The organism is Achromobacter agilis (assembly GCF_900496965.1).
GTDB lineage: Bacteria > Pseudomonadota > Gammaproteobacteria > Burkholderiales > Burkholderiaceae_B > Achromobacter > Achromobacter agilis.
The window spans coordinates 163,408-181,045 of sequence record NZ_UFQB01000011.1 but is presented as its reverse complement, the minus strand read 5'-3'; the positions used below and the strand labels follow the sequence as shown (position 1 = coordinate 181,045).

Sequence of the window (17,638 nt, the reverse complement as noted above, 5' to 3'; positions counted from 1 at the left end):
TGCGCGTGATAGTCGCAACGGCCCAGTGTCTGACACCCGTACGCGATGGCCGTCGGCCTGCCGTGGCGTTTCCCGGGTGTCTGACACGCAGTAGATGTTGGTGTCAGACACCCGGGAAGGCTGCCTTAACCCAGAAGGGCATCTCGTACGGGTGTCAGACACTGAGACACCCTGCCCCGCCGCATCACTCGTCTTCGACGCGCAGCTTGCGCGTGGTAGTCGCAACGGCCCAGTGTCTGACACCCGTACGCGATGGCCGTCGGCCTGCCGCGGCGTTTCCCGGGTGTCTGACACGCAGTAGATGTTGGTGTCAGACACCCGGGAAGGCTTGTCTTAACCTGGAAGAGCGTCTCGTACGGGTGTCAGACACTGAGACACCCTGCCCCGCCGCATCACTCGTCTTCGACGCGCAGCTTGCGCGTGGTAGTCGCAACCGCCCAGTGTCTGACACCCGTACGCGATGGCTGTCGGCCTGCCCGGGTGTTTCCCGGGTGTCTGACACGCAGTAGATGTTGGTGTCAGACACCCGGGAAGGCTGCCTTAACCAGGAAGGGCATCTCGTACGGGTGTCAGACACTGAGACACCCTGCCCCGCCGCATCACTCGTCTTCGATACCGAGCTCGCGCAGCTTGCGCGTGATGGTATTGCGGCCGATGCCCAGCCGCGATGCTGCTTCCACGCGGCGGCCGCGGCTGGCATCCAGGGCGCTTTGCAGCAGGATCTTCTCGAACTGCCGCGTCAGCGTGGCCATGACCGCGGGCTCGCCGCGCTCGAGGCGGTATTGCGCATCGCGCAGCAGGGAGTCCTGCCAGTTGCGCGGCGACCCGTCGTCCACCGGCGCGGAAGGCGCCTGCACCACGGTCCCGGCGCCAGCCACCGGAACGGCCGGACGCGCCACCGGACTCATAATCCGCTGGTGCTCCACCGCGCGGATTTCCGGCGGCAGGTCAGCCGGCTCCACCGTCTGGCCCGGGGCCATCACGGTCAGCCAATGGCAGAAGTTTTCCAGTTGGCGCACGTTGCCCGGAAAATCGAACTTCGTCAGCACGGCCAGCGCTTCAGGCGTCAGGCGCTTGACCGGCACGCCCAGGGCGCGGGCGCTGGCGGTCAGGAAGTGGCCGGCCAGCGCCGGGATGTCTTCCACGCGCTCGCGCAGCGGCGGCAGGCGCAGCCGGATTACATTCAGGCGGTGGAACAAGTCTTCCCGGAACAGGCCCTGCTCGACACGCTGCTCCAGCGGCTGGTGCGTGGCGGCCACGATGCGCACGTCCACCCGCACGGGCTGCGCGCCGCCCACGCGATAGAAACTGCCTTCGGCGAGCACGCGCAGCAATCGCGTCTGCAGCTCGATCGGCATGTCGCCGATTTCGTCCAGGAACAGCGTGCCGCCATGCGCCTCCTCGAACCGGCCGCGGCGCAGATTGTTGGCGCCCGTGAAGGCGCCGCGCTCGTGGCCGAAGAGCTCGGCTTCGAGCAGGTCGCGCGGGATGGCCGCCGCGTTCAGCGCCACAAAGGGGCCGCCGGCGCGCACGCCATGCCCGTGCAGGGCGCGGGCCACCAGTTCCTTGCCGGTGCCGGATTCGCCCGTGATCAGCACCGTGACCTTGGACTGCGCCAGCCGGCCGATGGCGCGGAACACTTCCTGCATCGCGGTGGACGAAGACTGCGTCATCATCCAGCGCTCGTTGTTCTGCGCCGATTCGCCCTGCCCCTCCGGGCTTTCCGGCTGCGCCGACTCCTGCATCGCGCGCTGGATCAGCGCAACCGCCTCGTTCACGTCGAACGGCTTGGCCAGGTAATCGAACGCCCCGCCCTGGAAGGCGGAAACCGTGCTGTCCAGGTCGGCGAACGCCGTCATCACGATCACCGGCAATCCGGGATGGCGCTCCTTCAGCTGGCGCAGCAGTTCGAGGCCGTTGCCGCCAGGCATGCGGATATCGGACACCAGGGCGACCGGCGTTTCGCGCGCCAGCGCCTCCAGCACGTCGGCCGACTGGGAAAAACTGCGCGTGGGGACGCCGGCACGGGCCAGCGCCTTTTCCAGGACCCAGCGGATAGCCTGGTCATCATCGACGATCCATACGGGTTTCATCAGTGTGCAGGCTCCATCGGAAGGACCAGGCGAAACTCAGTGCGCCCCGGTCGGGATTCGAATTCGATGATGCCGCCATGCTGCTGCACGAAGTCCTGGGCCAGGCTCAGGCCCAGCCCGGTTCCGCCGGCACGGGCCGTGACCAGCGGATGGAAGATGCGGTCGCGGATGTGGTCCGGCACGCCGGGACCGTTATCGATGATGGACAGCACCAGCGCCAGGCGGTGCTGCTTGTGCGCGAGCATGACCTGCCGCGCCACGCGCGTGCGCAGGGTAACGACACCGGGTTCGGTTTGCGGCCCCGCGGGCCGGGCGACCAGTTCCTGTGCGGCGTTGCGCGCCACGTTCAGAACGGCCTGCATCAGGCGGGCGGCATCGCCCTTCAGGTCGGGCACGGACGCGTCGTAGTCGCGCAGCAGCGTGACGTCGTTGCGGAACTCGGCTTGGATGAGCGCGCAGACGCGCTCGCAGATTTCGTGGATATTTACCGGACGCGCGTTCAGCGGCACACGTTGCGGGCCGCTCAGGCGGTCCACCAGCGCCTGCAGGCGGTCGGCTTCGGAAATGATGACCTGGGTGTACTCGGCCAGGGCCGCGCTCGGCAGCTCGGCCTCCAGCAATTGCGCGGCGCCGCGCAAGCCGCCCAGGGGATTCTTGACTTCATGCGCCAGGTTGCGCAGCAGTTCCCGGTGCGCCTCGATCTCGTCGACCAGGCGGTGGTTGCGGTCGGCCAGCACGCGCTGCTCGATCTCGCGGGTTTCGATCAGCACCGGCCAGCGCTGGCCGGTCAGCCCCACCGTCGTCACCGAGACTTCCACGGATTCCGTGGCGCGGCGCAGGCAGGCCAGTTGCCTCACGTCGGCATAGCGTCCGGCGGCGGCACGATCGATGGAGGACTGGATGTTTTCCGGACTGTCGAACAGCGTGGCGGCGGAGTGCCCGCCCAGTTGCTTGCGCGAGCGGCCGAACAGATCCTCGGCGGCCGCATTGGCATATTCGATATGGCCGCGCTCGTTGACCAGGAAAACGGACGTGGCTAGCAGATCGAGAGCTTCTACATTCATTTTCAACATACCCGAATGTGAGGGGAAAGCGGAACGCGACGTCGCCGGAGCCCGGCGCCCTGCCCGGCCAGGCCTGGGGCCTGGCGGGCAATCCGTCGAGCCGCGACCTGGCGGTGCGCGTGGTGTGGGCCCTGGTATCCGCCTACATCATCGCGCTCCCCCCAGCCACAGCTTCTGGCGATCAGAGGCTGTAGTACATGTCGAACTCGACCGGGTGCGTCGTCATGCGCAGACGGTTCACATCGCCCATCTTCAGGTCGATGTAGGCCGTGAGCATGTCGTTGCTGAACACGCCGCCGCGGGTCAGGAACTCGCGGTCGTTGTCCAGGGCTTCCAGCGCCTGTTCCAGCGAGGAGCAGACGGTCGGGATCTTCGCGTCTTCTTCCGGCGGCAGGTCGTACAGGTTCTTGTCGGCCGGATCGCCCGGGTGAATCTTGTTCTGCACGCCGTCCAGGCCGGCCATCATCAGGGCCGAGAAGGCCAGGTACGGGTTGGCCAGGGGGTCCGGGAAGCGCGCTTCGACGCGGCGGCCCTTCGGGTTGCCGACGTACGGAATGCGGATCGAGGCCGAACGGTTGCGGGCCGAGTAGGCCAGCTTGACCGGGGCTTCGTAGTGCGGAACCAGGCGCTTGTACGAGTTGGTGCCCGGGTTGGTGATGGCGTTCAGGGCGCGGGCGTGCTTGATGATGCCGCCGATGTAGTACAGCGCGAATTCCGACAGGCCGGCATAGCCGTTGCCCGCGAACAAGTTCTGGCCGTCCTTCCAGATCGACTGGTGCACGTGCATGCCGGAACCGTTGTCGCCGACGATGGGCTTGGGCATGAACGTGGCGGTCTTGCCGTAGGCGTGGGCCACGTTATGAATGATGTACTTGGTGATCTGCGTCCAGTCGGCGCGCTGCACCAGCGTGCTGAACTTGGTGCCGATTTCGAGCTGGCCGGCGCCGGCCACTTCATGGTGGTGCACTTCGACCGGCACGCCCATCTGTTCCATCAGCAGGCACATTTCCGAACGCATGTCCTGGAAGGAATCGACCGGGGGCACGGGGAAGTAGCCGCCCTTCACGGCGGGACGGTGGCCGGTGTTGCCGCCTTCGAAATCCAGGCCGGTGGACCAGGAGGCCTCTTCCGACTTGATCTTGACGAAGGTGCCCGACATGTCGGTGTTCCAGCTCACGCCGTCGAACACGAAGAATTCGGGCTCCGGACCGAAGTAGGCGGTGTCGCCCAGGCCGGAGGACTTCAGGTAGGCTTCGGCGCGCTTGGCCAGCGAACGCGGGTCGCGGTCGTAGCCCTTCAGGTCGGACGGTTCAACGACGTCGCACGACAGGATCAGGGTCGGCTCTTCGCGGAACGGATCCAGGTTGCCGGTGGCGCAGTCGGGGATGAGGAGCATGTCGGACGCTTCGATGCCCTTCCAGCCCGGGATCGAGGAGCCGTCGAAAGCCTGGCCGCTTTCCAGCTTGTCTTCGTCGATCTGGCTGGTGGGCACGGACACGTGGTGCTCACGGCCAACCGTATCGGTAAAGCGGAAATCCACGAATTTGACTTCGTTATCGGCGATCTGTTTCAGGACGTCTTTCGGGCTTGCCATGTCATCTCCATTAGATAAAAAGGTCGAGGGTCTTGCCCGTCGACTGGCATAAATCAAGGAAGCAATATGCGTGCCAGGTTTCGCCCCAGGGATTCCCGGGGGGTGGCATTGTCGTCAGAAGAAAATGTAGCACCAGAATGGTGCAAAGCATGGGGCACGAATGCCCCATTATGGTGCCTAACCGCTACAGGAACATTTCCTGCAGGTCATTGAGGAACCGCCAGCCCAGGGGCGTCGCCCGCAGGCGGGTCGGGTCGGCGTCCAGCAAGCCCCGTTTCGAGGCTGCCTCCAATTGGTGCGCAATGACGGCGAGCGACAGGCCGGTGCGTTCGACGAAGGCCGAGGAAGCCACCCCTTCCTTCAGGCGCAGCGCGTTCAGCATGAACTCGAACGGCAGCTCGTCCGGGCCCACTTGCCGGCTTTCCGCGATATGGCTGCCATCGCGCGCCATGGCGGCCTGCATCCAGGAATCGGGGCCGCGCAGCCGGGCTTCGCGCACGATCCGGTCATGGAACGACAGCTTGCCATGAGCGCCCGGGCCGATGCCCAGGTAATCGCCGAATTCCCAATAGTTCAGGTTGTGCCGGCAGCGGGCGCCGGGCCGGGCATAGGCCGACACCTCGTAGCGGCCCAGCCCCGCCGCCGCCAGTTCCGCCTCCACGGCGTCCTGCATGGCCGCGCTGGTGTCGTCGTCCGGCAGGTCCTCCGGCGGGAATTTCGCGAAGACCGTGTTGGGCTCCATGGTCAGGTGATACAGCGACAAGTGCTCCGTGCCGAAGGCCGCCGCCTGCCGTAAATCGGTCAGACAGGCCTCCAGCGTTTGCCCGGGCAAGGCGAACATCATGTCCAGGTTCACGCGCGGCACAGCGCGCTGCGCCATCTCGATCGCCGCCCTGGCCTGCGCCGCGTCGTGGATGCGCCCCAACTTCTTCAGCTGGGCGTCATCGAAACTCTGGATGCCCAGCGAAAACCGCGTGACGCCGCTGGCGGCATAGTCCTGGAAGCGGCCGGCCTCCGCGGTTCCCGGATTGGCCTCCATGGTGATCTCGGCATCGGGCCAGAGATTCAGGTAGGCGCGCAGCATGGCCAGCAGTTCGTCGAGCCCGGCCGAAGACAGCAGGCTGGGCGTGCCGCCGCCGATGAAGACCGACACCACCTGCCGCCCCCAGATGGACGGCAACGACTGCTCCAGGTCGCTGCGCAGGGCATCCAGATAGGCGCGCTCGGGAATCTCGCCCCCGGGCGCCGCATGGGAATTGAAATCGCAATAAGGACACTTGCGCACGCACCAGGGCACGTGCACATAGACCGACAACGGCGGCAGGCTGGTCAGCGCGGCGCCGGCCGGCTGCTTCGGGCGCGCCGGCGACGCGCCCATGTCGTTGCGGATGGGGATGATGATGGACATGCGTAATTCCTGGGCCTGGCGCCACGCGGCGCCCTCGTCAAGCCTGGCTCAGCTTGCCGAGCAGTTCGCGCAGCGCGCGGGCACGATGGCTGACCTGGTTTTTCTCCTCGGGATCGAGGGTGGCGGCGGTCAGCGCCAGATCGGGCAGATAGAAATGCGGATCGTAGCCAAAGCCGTTGGCGCCTTCGGGCTGGTCGATGATCTCGCCGTGCCACAGGCCTTCGCCGATGAGCGGCCGGGGATCGTTTTCCGAACGCACCAGGGCCAGCACCGCCACGTACCACGCGCTGCGGTCCGCCACGCCGGCCAGCTTGCTCACCAGCAGCGCGTTGTTGGCCTGGTCGGACTTTTCGCCGCCATGCATCTTGGCATAGCGCGCGGAGTACACGCCGGGCGCGCCCTCCAGCGCGGCCACGCACAGGCCCGAATCATCCGCCAAAGCCGGCAAACCGGTCAGACGGCTGGCGTGGCGGGCCTTGGCCAGCGCATTTTCGACAAAAGTAACGTGCGGCTCCTCGGCTTCGGGCACGCCCAGTTCGCCTTGTGGGACCAATTCGATGCCCAGGGGCGCGAACAGGGCCGAGAATTCGCGCAGCTTGCCGGCGTTGTTGGACGCCAGCACGACGCGGCGCAGGGAATCGGGAATCTTGGGAGCAATCATGGGCAAATTGTATAGGCCGCGGCCCTTGCGTGCCGGCGCCGCACTCAATACCCCTGCGGGCCAAAAGGGCAAAAGCCAAATCGTTGTTGACAGGCGTATGACGACGGCTGAAGATTGCGCGCCAGTCGTCGGCGCAACAACGCAGACATATTTTGTTGTCAATATGGCCAACTTGTCACTGATCGTATCTGAACGCACCGGCGATGGACCCTATTCATCACGCTTTGCCCCGGCCGGCCGCAGCCCGCGCGCCCTCCTCCAACCAGGACCGCGCGTCTTCGCACGTGAACCTGGCCGGAATACTGCGCGAGCGATTGCTGCGACCGCGCTTCCAGCCGGTCGTTGACCTCTCCCACAGCCGGGTTTACGGCCACGAAAGCCTGATCCGCGGGCCGGCCGATACCGCGTTGCATTTCCCCGACGCGTTATTCGCCGAAGCCCGCCGCCAGGGCCTGCACCCGCAGCTCGAACTTGCCAGCTTCCGCGCTGGCGCCCAGGGCTTCGAGCGGCACGATGCCGCCGGCATGCTGTTCCTGAACCTGTCCGGCTCGGCGCTGATCCATTACTGGACGCTATGGGGCGAAGAAATGCCCCGGCGCCTCTTGAAGGATTGCGAACTCGCGCCGTCCAGCATCATCGTGGAATTGACCGAGCAGGATCCGCTGTCCGAATACATGGACGAAGTGGCCAGCGCGTTCGCCTGCCTGCGCGAGTACGGCATGCGCGTCGCGCTGGACGACTACGGCGTGGGCAACTCCAACCTCCAGCTGTGGGCCGAGATGCAGCCGGACCTGGTCAAGATCGACCGTTATTTCTTCGACGGCATCGGCCAGGACGCACGCAAGCAGAACATGGTGCGCGCCATCCTGAAGGTGGCGCAGCACCTGGGCACCGCGGTCGTGGCCGAAGGCATCGAGACCGCCGAGGACCTGGCTGTCGTGCGCGAGCTGGACATCCGCTACGCCCAGGGCTGGTTCCTGGGCCGCCCGGAAGAAATGCTGCTGACCGAACTGGCCCCGCCCCTGCGCGATTCGCTGCGCGTGCGCGCGCCCGCGTCGGCGCCGCAACGCGCCGTCGGCGGCACCGCCGCCAGCCTCCGCGTCGAGGCCCCGGCGGCCCTGCTGCCCGCCCACACCAACGACGACGTGCACCGGCTCTTCATCGAGCACAAGGACAGGCACGCCGTGGCGGTGGTGGACGCCGACAACCGGCCGGTGGGCATCATCAACCGGCGCGACTTCCTGGAACACTACGCGCAGCGCTACACCCGCGAACTATTCGGCCGCGACGCCTGTTCAACCTTCATGAACGCCGAACCGGTGCTGGTGGATCTGAACGTGTCCATCGACCAGTTGAGCCACGTGCTGATCTCCGAAGACCAGCGCTACCTGATGGACGGCCTGATCATCACCCGCGACGGCCGCTACGACGGCCTGGCGACCGGCGAAACGCTGGTGCGCTCGGTGACCGAGATGCGCATCGAGGCGGCGCGCTACGCCAATCCGCTGACCTCCCTGCCCGGCAACATTCCCATCAGCCGGCACATCGCCACGCTGCTCGAAGACGCGGACGACTTCACGATCTGCTATGGCGACCTGAACAATTTCAAGCCCTTCAACGACGTCTATGGCTATTGGCGCGGCGACGACATGATCATGCTGACCGCCGAGGTCATCAAGCGCCATTGCGATCCGCAGCGCGATTTCGTGGGCCACGTGGGCGGCGACGACTTCGTCGTGCTGCTGCGCAGCCCGGACTGGATGGAGCGCGCCCGCCGCATCATCGCGGAATTCAACGAGCGCGCCATCGCGCTGTATGACGACGAAGGCCGCCGCAACGGCGGCATCGAAGCCGAAGACCGCTACGGCGTGCCCCGCTTCTTCCCGTTCGTGACGCTGGGGGTGGGCGCCCTCACCGTCACCCCCTCCTTATGCGAGCGCATCCGCCCGGAGGACATCGCCTCGGCCGCCGCCCACGTCAAGCACAAGGTCAAGCATGGGAACCTGTCGCTGGTGACCGAGCGCTACGCCGGCGCCCCCTTGCCGCAGCTCAACAGCTGAGGCCTGCGCCGCGCTGGCCGTTGCGGCGATCCGGAATACCGCCACCGCCCGGCGCAACCCCTGCGCCTGGGTCTCCAGCGCCGCGGCCGCCGCGGCCGTCTGTTCCACCATGGCGGCGTTTTCCTGTGTGGACCGCTCGATATCGGCCACCGCGTCGTTCACCGAGGCGATGCCGGCCGCCTGCTCCGCCGTGGCGCTGGAAATCTCCGCCACGATCTGCGTCACGCGGCCCACCGACACGACCATGTCGCGCATGGTGTCGCCGGCCAGGCCCACCTGGCGCACGCCCGCCTCGACCCGCGAGGCGGAGTCCTCGATCAGGCCCTTGATTTCCTTGGCCGCCTGCGCGCTGCGCTGGGCCAGCGAACGCACCTCGCCCGCCACCACCGCGAAGCCCTTGCCCTGCTCGCCCGCGCGCGCCGCCTCCACCGCGGCGTTCAGCGCCAGGATGTTGGTCTGGAACGCGATGCTGTCCACCACGCCGACGATCTCGCCAATGCGGCGGGCGCTATCGGCGATGCCGCGCATGCTCTGCACCACCTCTTCCACGGCTTGCCCGCCGCGCTGCGCCAGATCCGTGGCGCCCAGCGCCTGGCGGCTGGCCTGGTCCGCGTTGCCCGCGGTCAGCTGCACCGTGTGCGCCAGCTGCATCAGATTGGCCGCCGCTTCCTGCAGCGAGCCGGCCTGGCGAGCGGTGCGGTCCGACATGTCCGCGCCGCCCGCGGCGATTTCGCCCGAACCGGTGTGGATTTCCTCCACCCCCTGCCGCACCGACGCCACTGCGGCCGACAGGCCGGTCTGCATGCGCCGCATGGCGGAATACAGCACGCCGATCTCGTTGTCGCCGCGTGTGGCGATGGCGCCCGTCAGGTCGCCGTCCGCGATGCGGTCGAAGTGCGAGCCGGCCTCGTTCAGCGGCCGCAGGATGCCGCGGCGGAACGCCAGCCGGATCAGCAGGGCCAGAACCAACACCATCGCGAGCACGCCCGCCGCCACAACGATCACGCGCTCCAGCATGCGGCTGGCGCCGGCCACCGCGGCCTGTCCCTGCTCGCGGGCGTACCTCTGGTAGGCATCGGCCTGCTTGACGTAGGCCGCGCCGCTGCCCGGCAGCACCTTGTCCACCAGCCGGTTCACCTCGATGCCGTTCCAGCCCTTGATGGCCGCCAGCATGGGCGCCAGCGTTTTGTCCGCGAAGGCCGCGTGGGCGGCCAGCACCTGATCGAACAGCGGCGCGCCCTGCGTGCCGGCATCCGGGTTGGCGCGCAGCCGGGCCAAGCTGGCCCCGGCCTGCTTGAGCAGCGTATCTGCCTGCCCCAGCGACTGGTCGCGGGCCTCTTCCAGGCCGCCTTCCATCGCCGTCTTGGCGTCGGTCAGCGCGGCGCGGGCCTGGAACAGCCGGCTCGTCATGTCCGCGAGATCGCTGGCCCGTTCGATGCTGCCCCGCCCCAGCGCCTCGATCGCCGCGCGGTTGTCGCGCAGCACGGCGATGCCGGCCGCCGCCGCCAGCGCGAACAGCGCCACAAACAACGCAAGAATGGCCGACAACGCCGTGGTGACCCTGATGTTTTTCCGCATATCCGTCCGTGTATTACCTGGCCGCCCCCGGCGGCCCCGGAGAAAATTATGGACACCCAGTTTGGCAATTTCTTGACACAACCCCATGGCCCGGCTGACAAACTCCCGTCATGAAACCGCGCTTTTGCGAACAGGAACCCCGTATTAACGAATTGTGAATTGGCAGGGACCGCGCCTTGCGGCACATTCAACCCTGTACCGAACCCTTACCCATCCAGAAACAGTCTCATGCCCAACGCCTCTCACGCCTACCAGGACATCCGCGAAGCCGTGCGCGATCTCTGCGCCCAGTTCCCCTCCGAATATTTCCGCAAGGTCGACGAAGAACGGGGCTACCCCGAAGCCTTCGTCCGCGCGCTGACCGAAGCGGGCTGGCTGGCGGCCCTGATTCCGCAGGAATACGGCGGTTCCGGCCTGGGGCTGACCGAAGCGTCGGTCATCATGGAAGAAATCAACCGCAGCGGCGGCAACTCCGGCGCTTGCCACGGCCAGATGTACAACATGGGCACGCTGCTGCGCCATGGATCGGAAGCCCAAAAGCGCGAATACCTCCCCCGCATCGCCGCCGGCGAACTGCGCCTGCAATCCATGGGCGTCACCGAGCCCACCACCGGCACCGACACCACCAAGATCAAGACCACCGCCGTCAAGCGCGGCGACCGCTACGTCATCAACGGCCAGAAGGTCTGGATCTCGCGCGTGCAGCACTCCGACCTGATGATCCTGCTGGCCCGCACCACGCCGCTGGAACAGGTCACGCGCAAATCGGAAGGCATGTCGATCTTCCTGGTGGACCTGCATCACGCCGTGAAGCACGGCATGACGATCCGGCCTATCCCGAACATGGTCAACCACGAGACCAACGAACTGTTCTTCGACAACCTGGAAATCCCCGAGGACAACCTGATCGGCGAGGAAGGCAAGGGGTTCAAGTACATCCTCGACGGCCTCAATGCCGAACGCACCCTGATCGCCGCCGAATGCATCGGCGACGGCTACTGGTTCGTGGACAAGGTCACCGCCTACGCCAAGGAACGCATGGTCTTCGGCCGCCCCATCGGCCAGAACCAGGGCGTGCAGTTCCCCATCGCGCGCGCCCACATCAACGTGGAAGCGGCCAGCCTGATGCGCTATGAAGCTTGCCGCCTGTTCGACGCGCACGAACCCTGCGGCGCGCAGGCCAACATGGCCAAGCTGCTGGCGGCCGATGCGTCCTGGGAAGCAGCCAATGCCTGCCTGCAGTTCCACGGCGGCTTCGGCTTCGCCAACGAGTACGACGTCGAGCGCAAGTTCCGCGAAACCCGCCTCTACCAGGTCGCGCCCATCTCGACGAACCTGATCCTGTCCTACGTCGCCGAACACATCCTGGGCCTGCCCCGCTCCTTCTGATCCGCTTGCCATCCATGACCGCAGCCAAAGACACCCCGCACCTGAGCGCCGAACTCGCGGCCTTTGCCGCCAACCTGCGCTACGAAGACATCCCGGCGCCCGTCCTGCGCCGCGCCGAAGACCTCCTGCTGGACTGCCTGGCCTCCATCCTGGCCGGCGCCTCCGCCCGCGCCGTGCAGGCCATCGACCGCTACGCCGCCACCATGGGCCCGGCCGACGGCGCCAGCGAAGTCCTGATCACCCGCCGCCGCACCACCCCGCTGTTCGCGGCCATGGTGAACGCGGCGGCCGCGCACGTGGTCGAACAGGACGACGTGCACAACGGCTCCGTGTTCCATCCCGCCGCGGTCGTGTTCCCGCCCGCGCTGGCCGTGGCGCAGGCGCTGGGCCGCTCTGGGCGCGACCTACTGGTAGCCGCCGTCGCCGGTTACGAGGTCGGCATTCGCGTGGGCGAATTCCTGGGCCGCTCGCACTACAAGATCTTCCACACCACCGGCACCGCCGGCACGCTGGCCGCCGCCGTCACCACCGGCCGCCTGCTCAACCTGTCCCCCGAAGCCATGCTGAACGCCCTGGGCTCCGCGGGCACGCAGGCCGCCGGCCTGTGGGAATTTCTGCGCGACGCCGCCGACTCCAAGCAGCTGCACACGGCCAAGGCCGCCGCCGACGGCATCACCGCCGCCTACCTGGCGCAAGACGGCTTCACCGGCGCGCGCCACATTCTCGAAGGCCCGCAAGGCATGGCCGCGGGCATGTCCACCGATGCGGATCCCAGCCGCCTGTGCGACCGCCTGGGCGAACGCTGGGCGCTGGCCGAAACCTCGTTCAAGTTCCATGCCTCCTGCCGCCACACCCACCCGGCCGCCGATGCGCTGCAGCAGGCCCTGCGCGACAACAACCTGACCGAGGCCGACATCGAACGCGTCGTCGCCCACGTGCACCAGGGCGCCATCGACGTGCTCGGCCCCGTCGTGAATCCGCAGACCGTGCACCAGTCCAAGTTCTCCATGGGCACCGTCCTGGCCCTGATCGCCCGCCAGGGCCGCGCGGGCCTGGCCGAATTCGACGCGGGCCTGGACGATCCTGGCGTGGCCAGCTTCCGCGGCAAGGTCGAAATGGAGCTGGATCCGGAAGTCGACGGCGCCTATCCGCAACGCTGGATCGGCAAGGTCACCGTCTATACGCGCGACGGCCGCAAGCTGCATAGCCGTGTGGACGAGCCCAAGGGAGACCCGGGCAACACCCTCAGCCGGGCCGAGATCGAAGACAAGACGCTCAGCCTGGGCCGCTACGCGGGCGCCGCCACCGAACAAGAACTGCGCGGCCTGATCGACGCGATCTGGGGGCTGGAAAAGACAGAAAAGGTGGGCGCGCTGCTACCCGGAAAGGCCGCCTGAAGCGTCGGACGGCCGTACCGCCGGTGTCAGACACCGAAGCATCGCCTAGTGTCTGACACCCCACGCACCGCCCTGCCAGGCTGAAGCATCGTCTCAGGGGTGTCAGACACAAGAACAGTGGCCACTGCCAGGCGGCCGACGCCGCGATCTCAGGCCAGCGCCGCCCGCTGCGCGCGCACCAGGCCGGCGATGCCGCCTTCGGCCAGTACCAGCATGGTGTCCAGTTCGGCGCGGGTGAAGGTCGCGCCTTCGCCGGTGCCCTGCACTTCGACGAAGGCGCCGCTGCCGGTCATGATGACATTCACGTCCGCATCGCAGGCCGAATCTTCCTGGTAGTCCAGGTCCAGCACCGCGCGGCCGTCCACCAGGCCGACCGACACCGCGGCCACCGCGTCGCGAATCGGGTTGGCGGCCAGGTCGCCGCGCTGCATCAGCAGCGCCACCGCGTCGGCGGCCGCCACCCAGGCGCCGGTGATGCTGGCGCAGCGCGTTCCGCCGTCGGCCTGCAGCACGTCGCAATCCAGGTGCAGGGTGCGTTCACCCAGCGCCTTCATGTCGAACACCGCGCGCAGGCTGCGCCCGATCAGGCGCTGGATTTCCTGCGTGCGGCCGCTTTGCTTGCCGCGCGCGGCCTCGCGGTCGCCGCGCGTGTGCGTGGCCCGCGGCAACATGCCGTATTCAGCGGTTACCCAGCCTTCCCCCTTGCCCTTCAGGAAAGGCGGTACTTTCTCCAGTACGCTCGCCGTGCACAGCACATGGGTGTTGCCGGCCTTCACCAGCACCGAACCTTCGGCGTAGCGCGTGAATCCGCGTTCAAGGCTGAACGGCCGCAATTCGTCGACGGCGCGGCCCGAGGGACGGGCGATAGTGGGGGCGATGGTCATAGGCAGGCTCCAGTCATGGCGTTGATTGGCGGCATTGTACGGGCTGGCGCCGCAGGAAGCTGCCGCTTGGAGTATCCTGCCGCGATATATCCGGTTCGGCGCCCCGCCCCCTCGGCATTCAAGGGACCGCGGCATCGGCGCAACCGGTCTCCGATACAAGCATCACCAGGACACGCACATCATGATTCGCAGCATGACCGCCTTCGGCAACGCTCGGGCAGATCTGGAACAAGGCACGCTGGCGCTCGAATTGCGCAGCGTCAACAGCCGGTTCCTGGACCTGTACTTCCGGCTGCCCGACGAGTTGCGCCACGTGGAAACGCCGCTGCGCGAGCTACTGACCGCCAATCTCGGGCGCGGCAAGGTAGAGATCCGCGTTTCTTATACGCGCAACGCCAGCACCGACCTGTCCAAGTTGGATCCCGCCTGGCTGGAAAGCCTGGCCGAACAGCTGCAGGCCGCCCGCCGCATCGTCCCCGACATCGCTCCGCCGCGCCTGGTCGAACTGTTCAACTGGCCCGGCCAGCGCGCCAATGACGCGCTGGACCCGCAAACGTGGGGCGCGGCATGCATGCAGGCCGCCCAGCAGGCGCTGACGCAATTGCAGGAGGGCCGCGCGCGCGAGGGCGAACGCCTGGCGGGCATGATGCGCGAATGCGCCGACGGCGTGGCGCGCATCGTCGAAACCGTGCAGACCCACCTGCCCCAGTTGCTGGCCGATCACCGCGACAAGCTGGCAGCCAAACTGCGCGAAAGCGTGGAATCCGCCTTCCCCGGCGGCTTCACGCATATTTCCGGCCACGAACTCTCGGAACGCCTGTCCCAGGAAGCCAACCTGTTCGCGCTGCGCATCGACGTGGCGGAAGAACTGTCGCGTTTGCGCTCGCACCTGGAAGAACTGCGCCACCTGCTCACCGACGGCGGCGGCAAGCAGTCCGGCAAGAAGCAGGCCGGCAGCGCGGGCAAGCGCCTGGACTTCCTGTTCCAGGAAATGAACCGCGAGGCCAACACCCTGGGCTCCAAGGCCGGCAGCATGGACGTCACCCGCGCCGCCATGGACCTGAAGCTCCTGATCGAGCAGATGCGCGAGCAGGCGCAGAACATCGAGTGACGAAGCCGGGCAGCCCGCAAGCTTCATAAGAACCGTGCCCTGCCTGGACCGCCACGGCCACCGCGCGCCTGGCTGGGCGCGCCCTCCCCCTTCCGAATCGCATATCCGGCAATGCCTGGATGTCGCGCAGCAAAACACCCACACACACTGTCTGCCCGCCTTGCCGCCAGGCAAGGCATTGGGCGATCGTCTCGCAAGGATGACGAATTCGCCTCGGGCTCCCTGGCCGACCCGTTGTTTCTCAATAGAATCCGCGGATAGCCGGATAGCGGCTTGCCCGACTCGCGCTCGATGGCACGCTGATCCTCATCCTCCGCTTGCTTTTGAGCGCGGAAGAACGCCGAGACCTGATCGACCAAGGCCAATCTGACCAAGGCCGAGCGCAACGAACTGGCTGGCCTGGTCGATATCCTGGTGGCCATCTGGAAAGGACGAGCGAAATCATGAGCACCGCATTCGACGACATCAAGCAAGGCTTGCAAGAAGCGATTGCCCACGCCAAGGGCGATGCTCGCGGCGTGCGCGTGCACCGCCCTCGCGTGGTCGACGTGAAGGCCGTGCGCGCCAAAGTGGGCATGACCCAGGAACAGTTCGCGGCCCGGTTCGGCTTCTCCGCGGCCACCTTGCGGCATTGGGAGCGCGTCGATCGCTCTCCGAGGGGGCCCGCGCTGGTTCTGCTCAATGTGATTGAACGAAACCCCCAGGCCGTCATCGAAGCCCTGGAATGAACCTGGCGTTCGTACTACTTCAGCGCGCTTCCCCCGCCGCGGGCTCGCCCCGCAACGCCGAATCCAGGTACTCGCTGCGCGCCCGCGCATCCGGGAAACGCATGTCGCGGTAGCTCACGAAGCGCGACCCGCGCGTCAGCCGGTAGCCTGCCCAGATCAGCAGGAACAGCGGAATGCCGATATAGGTCGCCACCACGCCGCCCCAATCGATCTTGTCCTGCAGGAACGCCTGGTAGTTCTGGCCCAGGGTGATGACCAGGCACAGCACGAAGGCAAAGATCGGGCCGAACGGGAAGAACGGCGATACATAGGGCAGATCGGCCAGGTTGTGGCCTTGCTTGAGGTAGCCGCGGCGGAACCGGTAATGGCTGATCGCAATACCCAGCCACGCAATGAAACCCGTCATCCCCGACGTATTGAGCAGCCAGATGTAGACCGCGTTGGGACTGAAAATGAAAGTGAAGAAGCACAGCGCCGCCACGGCCGTCGTGGCCAGCAGCGCCCACAGCGGCACCCCGCTGCGCGAGATGCGGCCGAAAATGCGCGGCGCCTTGCCTTCACGCGCAAGGGCGTAGAGCATGCGCGTGGCTGCGTACATGCCCGAGTTGCCCGCCGACAGCACGGACGTCAGCACCACCGCATTCATGACCGAGGCCGCGCCCAGCAAACCGGCACGTTCGAAGATCAGGGCGAACGGGCTGACGCTGATGTCCTCGACCTCATTGCGCAGCAGGTGCGGATCGGTATAGGGAATGAGCAGGCCGATCACGAGGATCGCCATCACATAGAACAGCAGGATGCGCCAGAACACCTGGCGCACCGCGCGCGGCAGGTTGCGGGCCGGGTCCTTGGACTCGCCCGCCGCGATGCCGATCAGCTCCGTGCCCTGGAAGGAAAAGCCCACCACCATCGCCACGCCGATCAACGCGGCGAAGCCGCCGGCGAACGGCGCGTCGCCCACCGTCCAGTTGGCCAGGCCGCCCGTTTCCCCGCCGCGGATGATGCCCAGCAGCATCATCACGCCCATGGCGACAAAGCCCAGGACCGCGACCACCTTGATCAGCGCGAACCAGAATTCGGCCTCGCCGAAGCCGCGCGCCGACATCGCGTTCAACCCGAAGGTCAGCGCCAGGAACAAGGCGCTCCAGTAAAAGCCCGGCACGTCCGGAAACCAGTACGCCATGACCAGCTGCGCGGCCACCAGGTCGACCGCGACGGTCACCGCCCAGTTGTACCAATAATTCCAGCCCAGCGCGAAACCGAACCCGTCTTCGACGTAACGGGCGCCATAGGTGGAAAAGGAGCCCGATACCGGCATGGCCGCGGCGAGTTCGCCCAGGCTGGTCATCAGGAAATAGACCATGATGCCGATCAGCACGTAGCCCAGCAGCGCGCCGCCCGGACCGGCACGGGCGATGGTCGCGCCCGAGGCCACGAACAGCCCGGTGCCGATGGACCCGCCCACCGCGATCATCGTCAGGTGCCGCGCGGACAGCGAGCGGCGCAGCTCGGATGGCCGTTCGACCTGCGCTCCGCGCTTGCCGCTCGCGCGGCGTTCATCGTTTTCCGATGGTGCCAAAATGCATTCCTTCAGGTCATGAAGGCACGGGCGCGACGCGCGCCAGGTGCCTTGGGATTTCCAAGCAACCGGCGAGAATAGCGCAAGAGGCC

At 66.8% G+C, this 17,638-nt stretch carries 12 protein-coding genes and 1 pseudogene; 5 read left to right on the top strand and 8 right to left on the bottom strand.

What is annotated here, in order from left to right:
* Positions 1-599: 599 nt before the first annotated feature.
* The 5 genes from ntrC to rdgB form a co-directional block, all read right to left on the bottom strand.
* The gene (gene ntrC / locus AGI3411_RS15225) at positions 600-2,093 is read right to left on the bottom strand and encodes a nitrogen regulation protein NR(I) (RefSeq protein ID WP_129528201.1); all 1,494 of its coding nucleotides are present in this window, start codon (positions 2,091-2,093) and stop codon (positions 600-602) included.
* Positions 2,093-3,157: a nitrogen regulation protein NR(II) gene (gene glnL / locus AGI3411_RS15220; protein WP_129528200.1), complete on the bottom strand. Its 1,065-nt coding sequence runs from the start codon at positions 3,155-3,157 to the stop codon at positions 2,093-2,095. The genes ntrC and glnL overlap by 1 nt, the downstream gene beginning before the upstream one ends.
* Before the next feature lie 181 nt (positions 3,158-3,338).
* On the bottom strand, positions 3,339-4,751 hold the full coding sequence (glnA, locus tag AGI3411_RS15215; RefSeq protein WP_129528199.1) for a type I glutamate--ammonia ligase: 1,413 nt from the start codon (positions 4,749-4,751) through the stop codon (positions 3,339-3,341).
* A gap of 184 nt (positions 4,752-4,935) precedes the next feature.
* Positions 4,936-6,159, bottom strand: coding sequence for a radical SAM family heme chaperone HemW (gene hemW, locus AGI3411_RS15210; RefSeq protein WP_129528198.1), 1,224 nt, complete (start codon positions 6,157-6,159; stop codon positions 4,936-4,938).
* 37 nt (positions 6,160-6,196) lie between these two features.
* Entirely contained in the window at positions 6,197-6,820 is a 624-nt protein-coding gene (gene rdgB / locus AGI3411_RS15205; protein ID WP_129528197.1) for an RdgB/HAM1 family non-canonical purine NTP pyrophosphatase, read from the bottom strand.
* A gap of 203 nt (positions 6,821-7,023) precedes the next feature.
* On the opposite strand from rdgB, the pseudogene AGI3411_RS15200 reads away from it, so the two are divergent.
* A pseudogene (locus AGI3411_RS15200) lies at positions 7,024-8,847 on the top strand (EAL domain-containing protein); the annotation flags it as partial.
* On the opposite strand, the gene AGI3411_RS15195 reads toward AGI3411_RS15200, so the two are convergent.
* Positions 8,749-10,458: a methyl-accepting chemotaxis protein gene (locus AGI3411_RS15195; protein ID WP_425265349.1), complete on the bottom strand. Its 1,710-nt coding sequence runs from the start codon at positions 10,456-10,458 to the stop codon at positions 8,749-8,751. The pseudogene AGI3411_RS15200 and the gene AGI3411_RS15195 overlap by 99 nt on opposite strands.
* Positions 10,459-10,686: 228 nt before the next feature.
* Between AGI3411_RS15195 and AGI3411_RS15190 the strand changes: the two genes are divergently transcribed.
* Both AGI3411_RS15190 and AGI3411_RS15185 read left to right on the top strand, forming a co-directional pair.
* Positions 10,687-11,847, top strand: a complete 1,161-nt coding sequence (locus AGI3411_RS15190; RefSeq protein WP_062682288.1) for an acyl-CoA dehydrogenase family protein — start codon at positions 10,687-10,689, stop codon at positions 11,845-11,847.
* Between the two features lie 14 nt (positions 11,848-11,861).
* Positions 11,862-13,244, top strand: coding sequence for an MmgE/PrpD family protein (locus tag AGI3411_RS15185; protein WP_129528196.1), 1,383 nt, complete (start codon positions 11,862-11,864; stop codon positions 13,242-13,244).
* Between the two features lie 149 nt (positions 13,245-13,393).
* Here AGI3411_RS15185 and rph read toward each other — a convergent pair whose 3' ends face one another.
* Positions 13,394-14,128 carry a ribonuclease PH gene (rph, locus tag AGI3411_RS15180; RefSeq protein WP_129528195.1) on the bottom strand — a complete coding sequence of 245 codons (735 nt, stop codon included), beginning with the start codon at positions 14,126-14,128 and terminating at the stop codon, positions 13,394-13,396.
* Positions 14,129-14,309: 181 nt separating this feature from the next.
* Between rph and AGI3411_RS15175 the strand changes: the two genes are divergently transcribed.
* Positions 14,310-15,239, top strand: coding sequence for a YicC/YloC family endoribonuclease (locus AGI3411_RS15175; protein WP_129528194.1), 930 nt, complete (start codon positions 14,310-14,312; stop codon positions 15,237-15,239).
* Between the two features lie 443 nt (positions 15,240-15,682).
* Positions 15,683-15,967 (top strand): NadS family protein, encoded by a 285-nt coding sequence (gene nadS, locus AGI3411_RS15170; RefSeq protein ID WP_129528193.1) that lies wholly within the window; start codon positions 15,683-15,685, stop codon positions 15,965-15,967.
* Between the two features lie 19 nt (positions 15,968-15,986).
* Here the strand turns inward: nadS and AGI3411_RS15165 are convergent, their stop codons facing one another.
* Positions 15,987-17,546: an amino acid permease gene (locus AGI3411_RS15165; RefSeq protein ID WP_129528192.1), complete on the bottom strand. Its 1,560-nt coding sequence runs from the start codon at positions 17,544-17,546 to the stop codon at positions 15,987-15,989.
* Positions 17,547-17,638 lie beyond the last annotated feature (92 nt).

Excerpts from the sequence above, each read along its gene's own strand:
- AGI3411_RS15195 (WP_425265349.1), bottom strand. The coding sequence starts at position 10,458 with ATGCGGAAAAACATCAGGGTCACCACGGCGTTGTCGGCCATTCTTGCG.
- glnA (WP_129528199.1), bottom strand. The coding sequence starts at position 4,751 with ATGGCAAGCCCGAAAGACGTCCTGAAACAGATCGCCGATAACGAAGTC.
- ntrC (WP_129528201.1), bottom strand. The coding sequence starts at position 2,093 with ATGAAACCCGTATGGATCGTCGATGATGACCAGGCTATCCGCTGGGTC.
- AGI3411_RS15190 (WP_062682288.1), top strand. The coding sequence starts at position 10,687 with ATGCCCAACGCCTCTCACGCCTACCAGGACATCCGCGAAGCCGTGCGC.
- nadS (WP_129528193.1), top strand. The coding sequence starts at position 15,683 with ATGAGCACCGCATTCGACGACATCAAGCAAGGCTTGCAAGAAGCGATT.
- AGI3411_RS15175 (WP_129528194.1), top strand. The coding sequence starts at position 14,310 with ATGATTCGCAGCATGACCGCCTTCGGCAACGCTCGGGCAGATCTGGAA.
- hemW (WP_129528198.1), bottom strand. The coding sequence starts at position 6,159 with ATGTCCATCATCATCCCCATCCGCAACGACATGGGCGCGTCGCCGGCG.
- rph (WP_129528195.1), bottom strand. The coding sequence starts at position 14,128 with ATGACCATCGCCCCCACTATCGCCCGTCCCTCGGGCCGCGCCGTCGAC.
- glnL (WP_129528200.1), bottom strand. The coding sequence starts at position 3,157 with ATGAATGTAGAAGCTCTCGATCTGCTAGCCACGTCCGTTTTCCTGGTC.
- rdgB (WP_129528197.1), bottom strand. The coding sequence starts at position 6,820 with ATGATTGCTCCCAAGATTCCCGATTCCCTGCGCCGCGTCGTGCTGGCG.
- AGI3411_RS15185 (WP_129528196.1), top strand. The coding sequence starts at position 11,862 with ATGACCGCAGCCAAAGACACCCCGCACCTGAGCGCCGAACTCGCGGCC.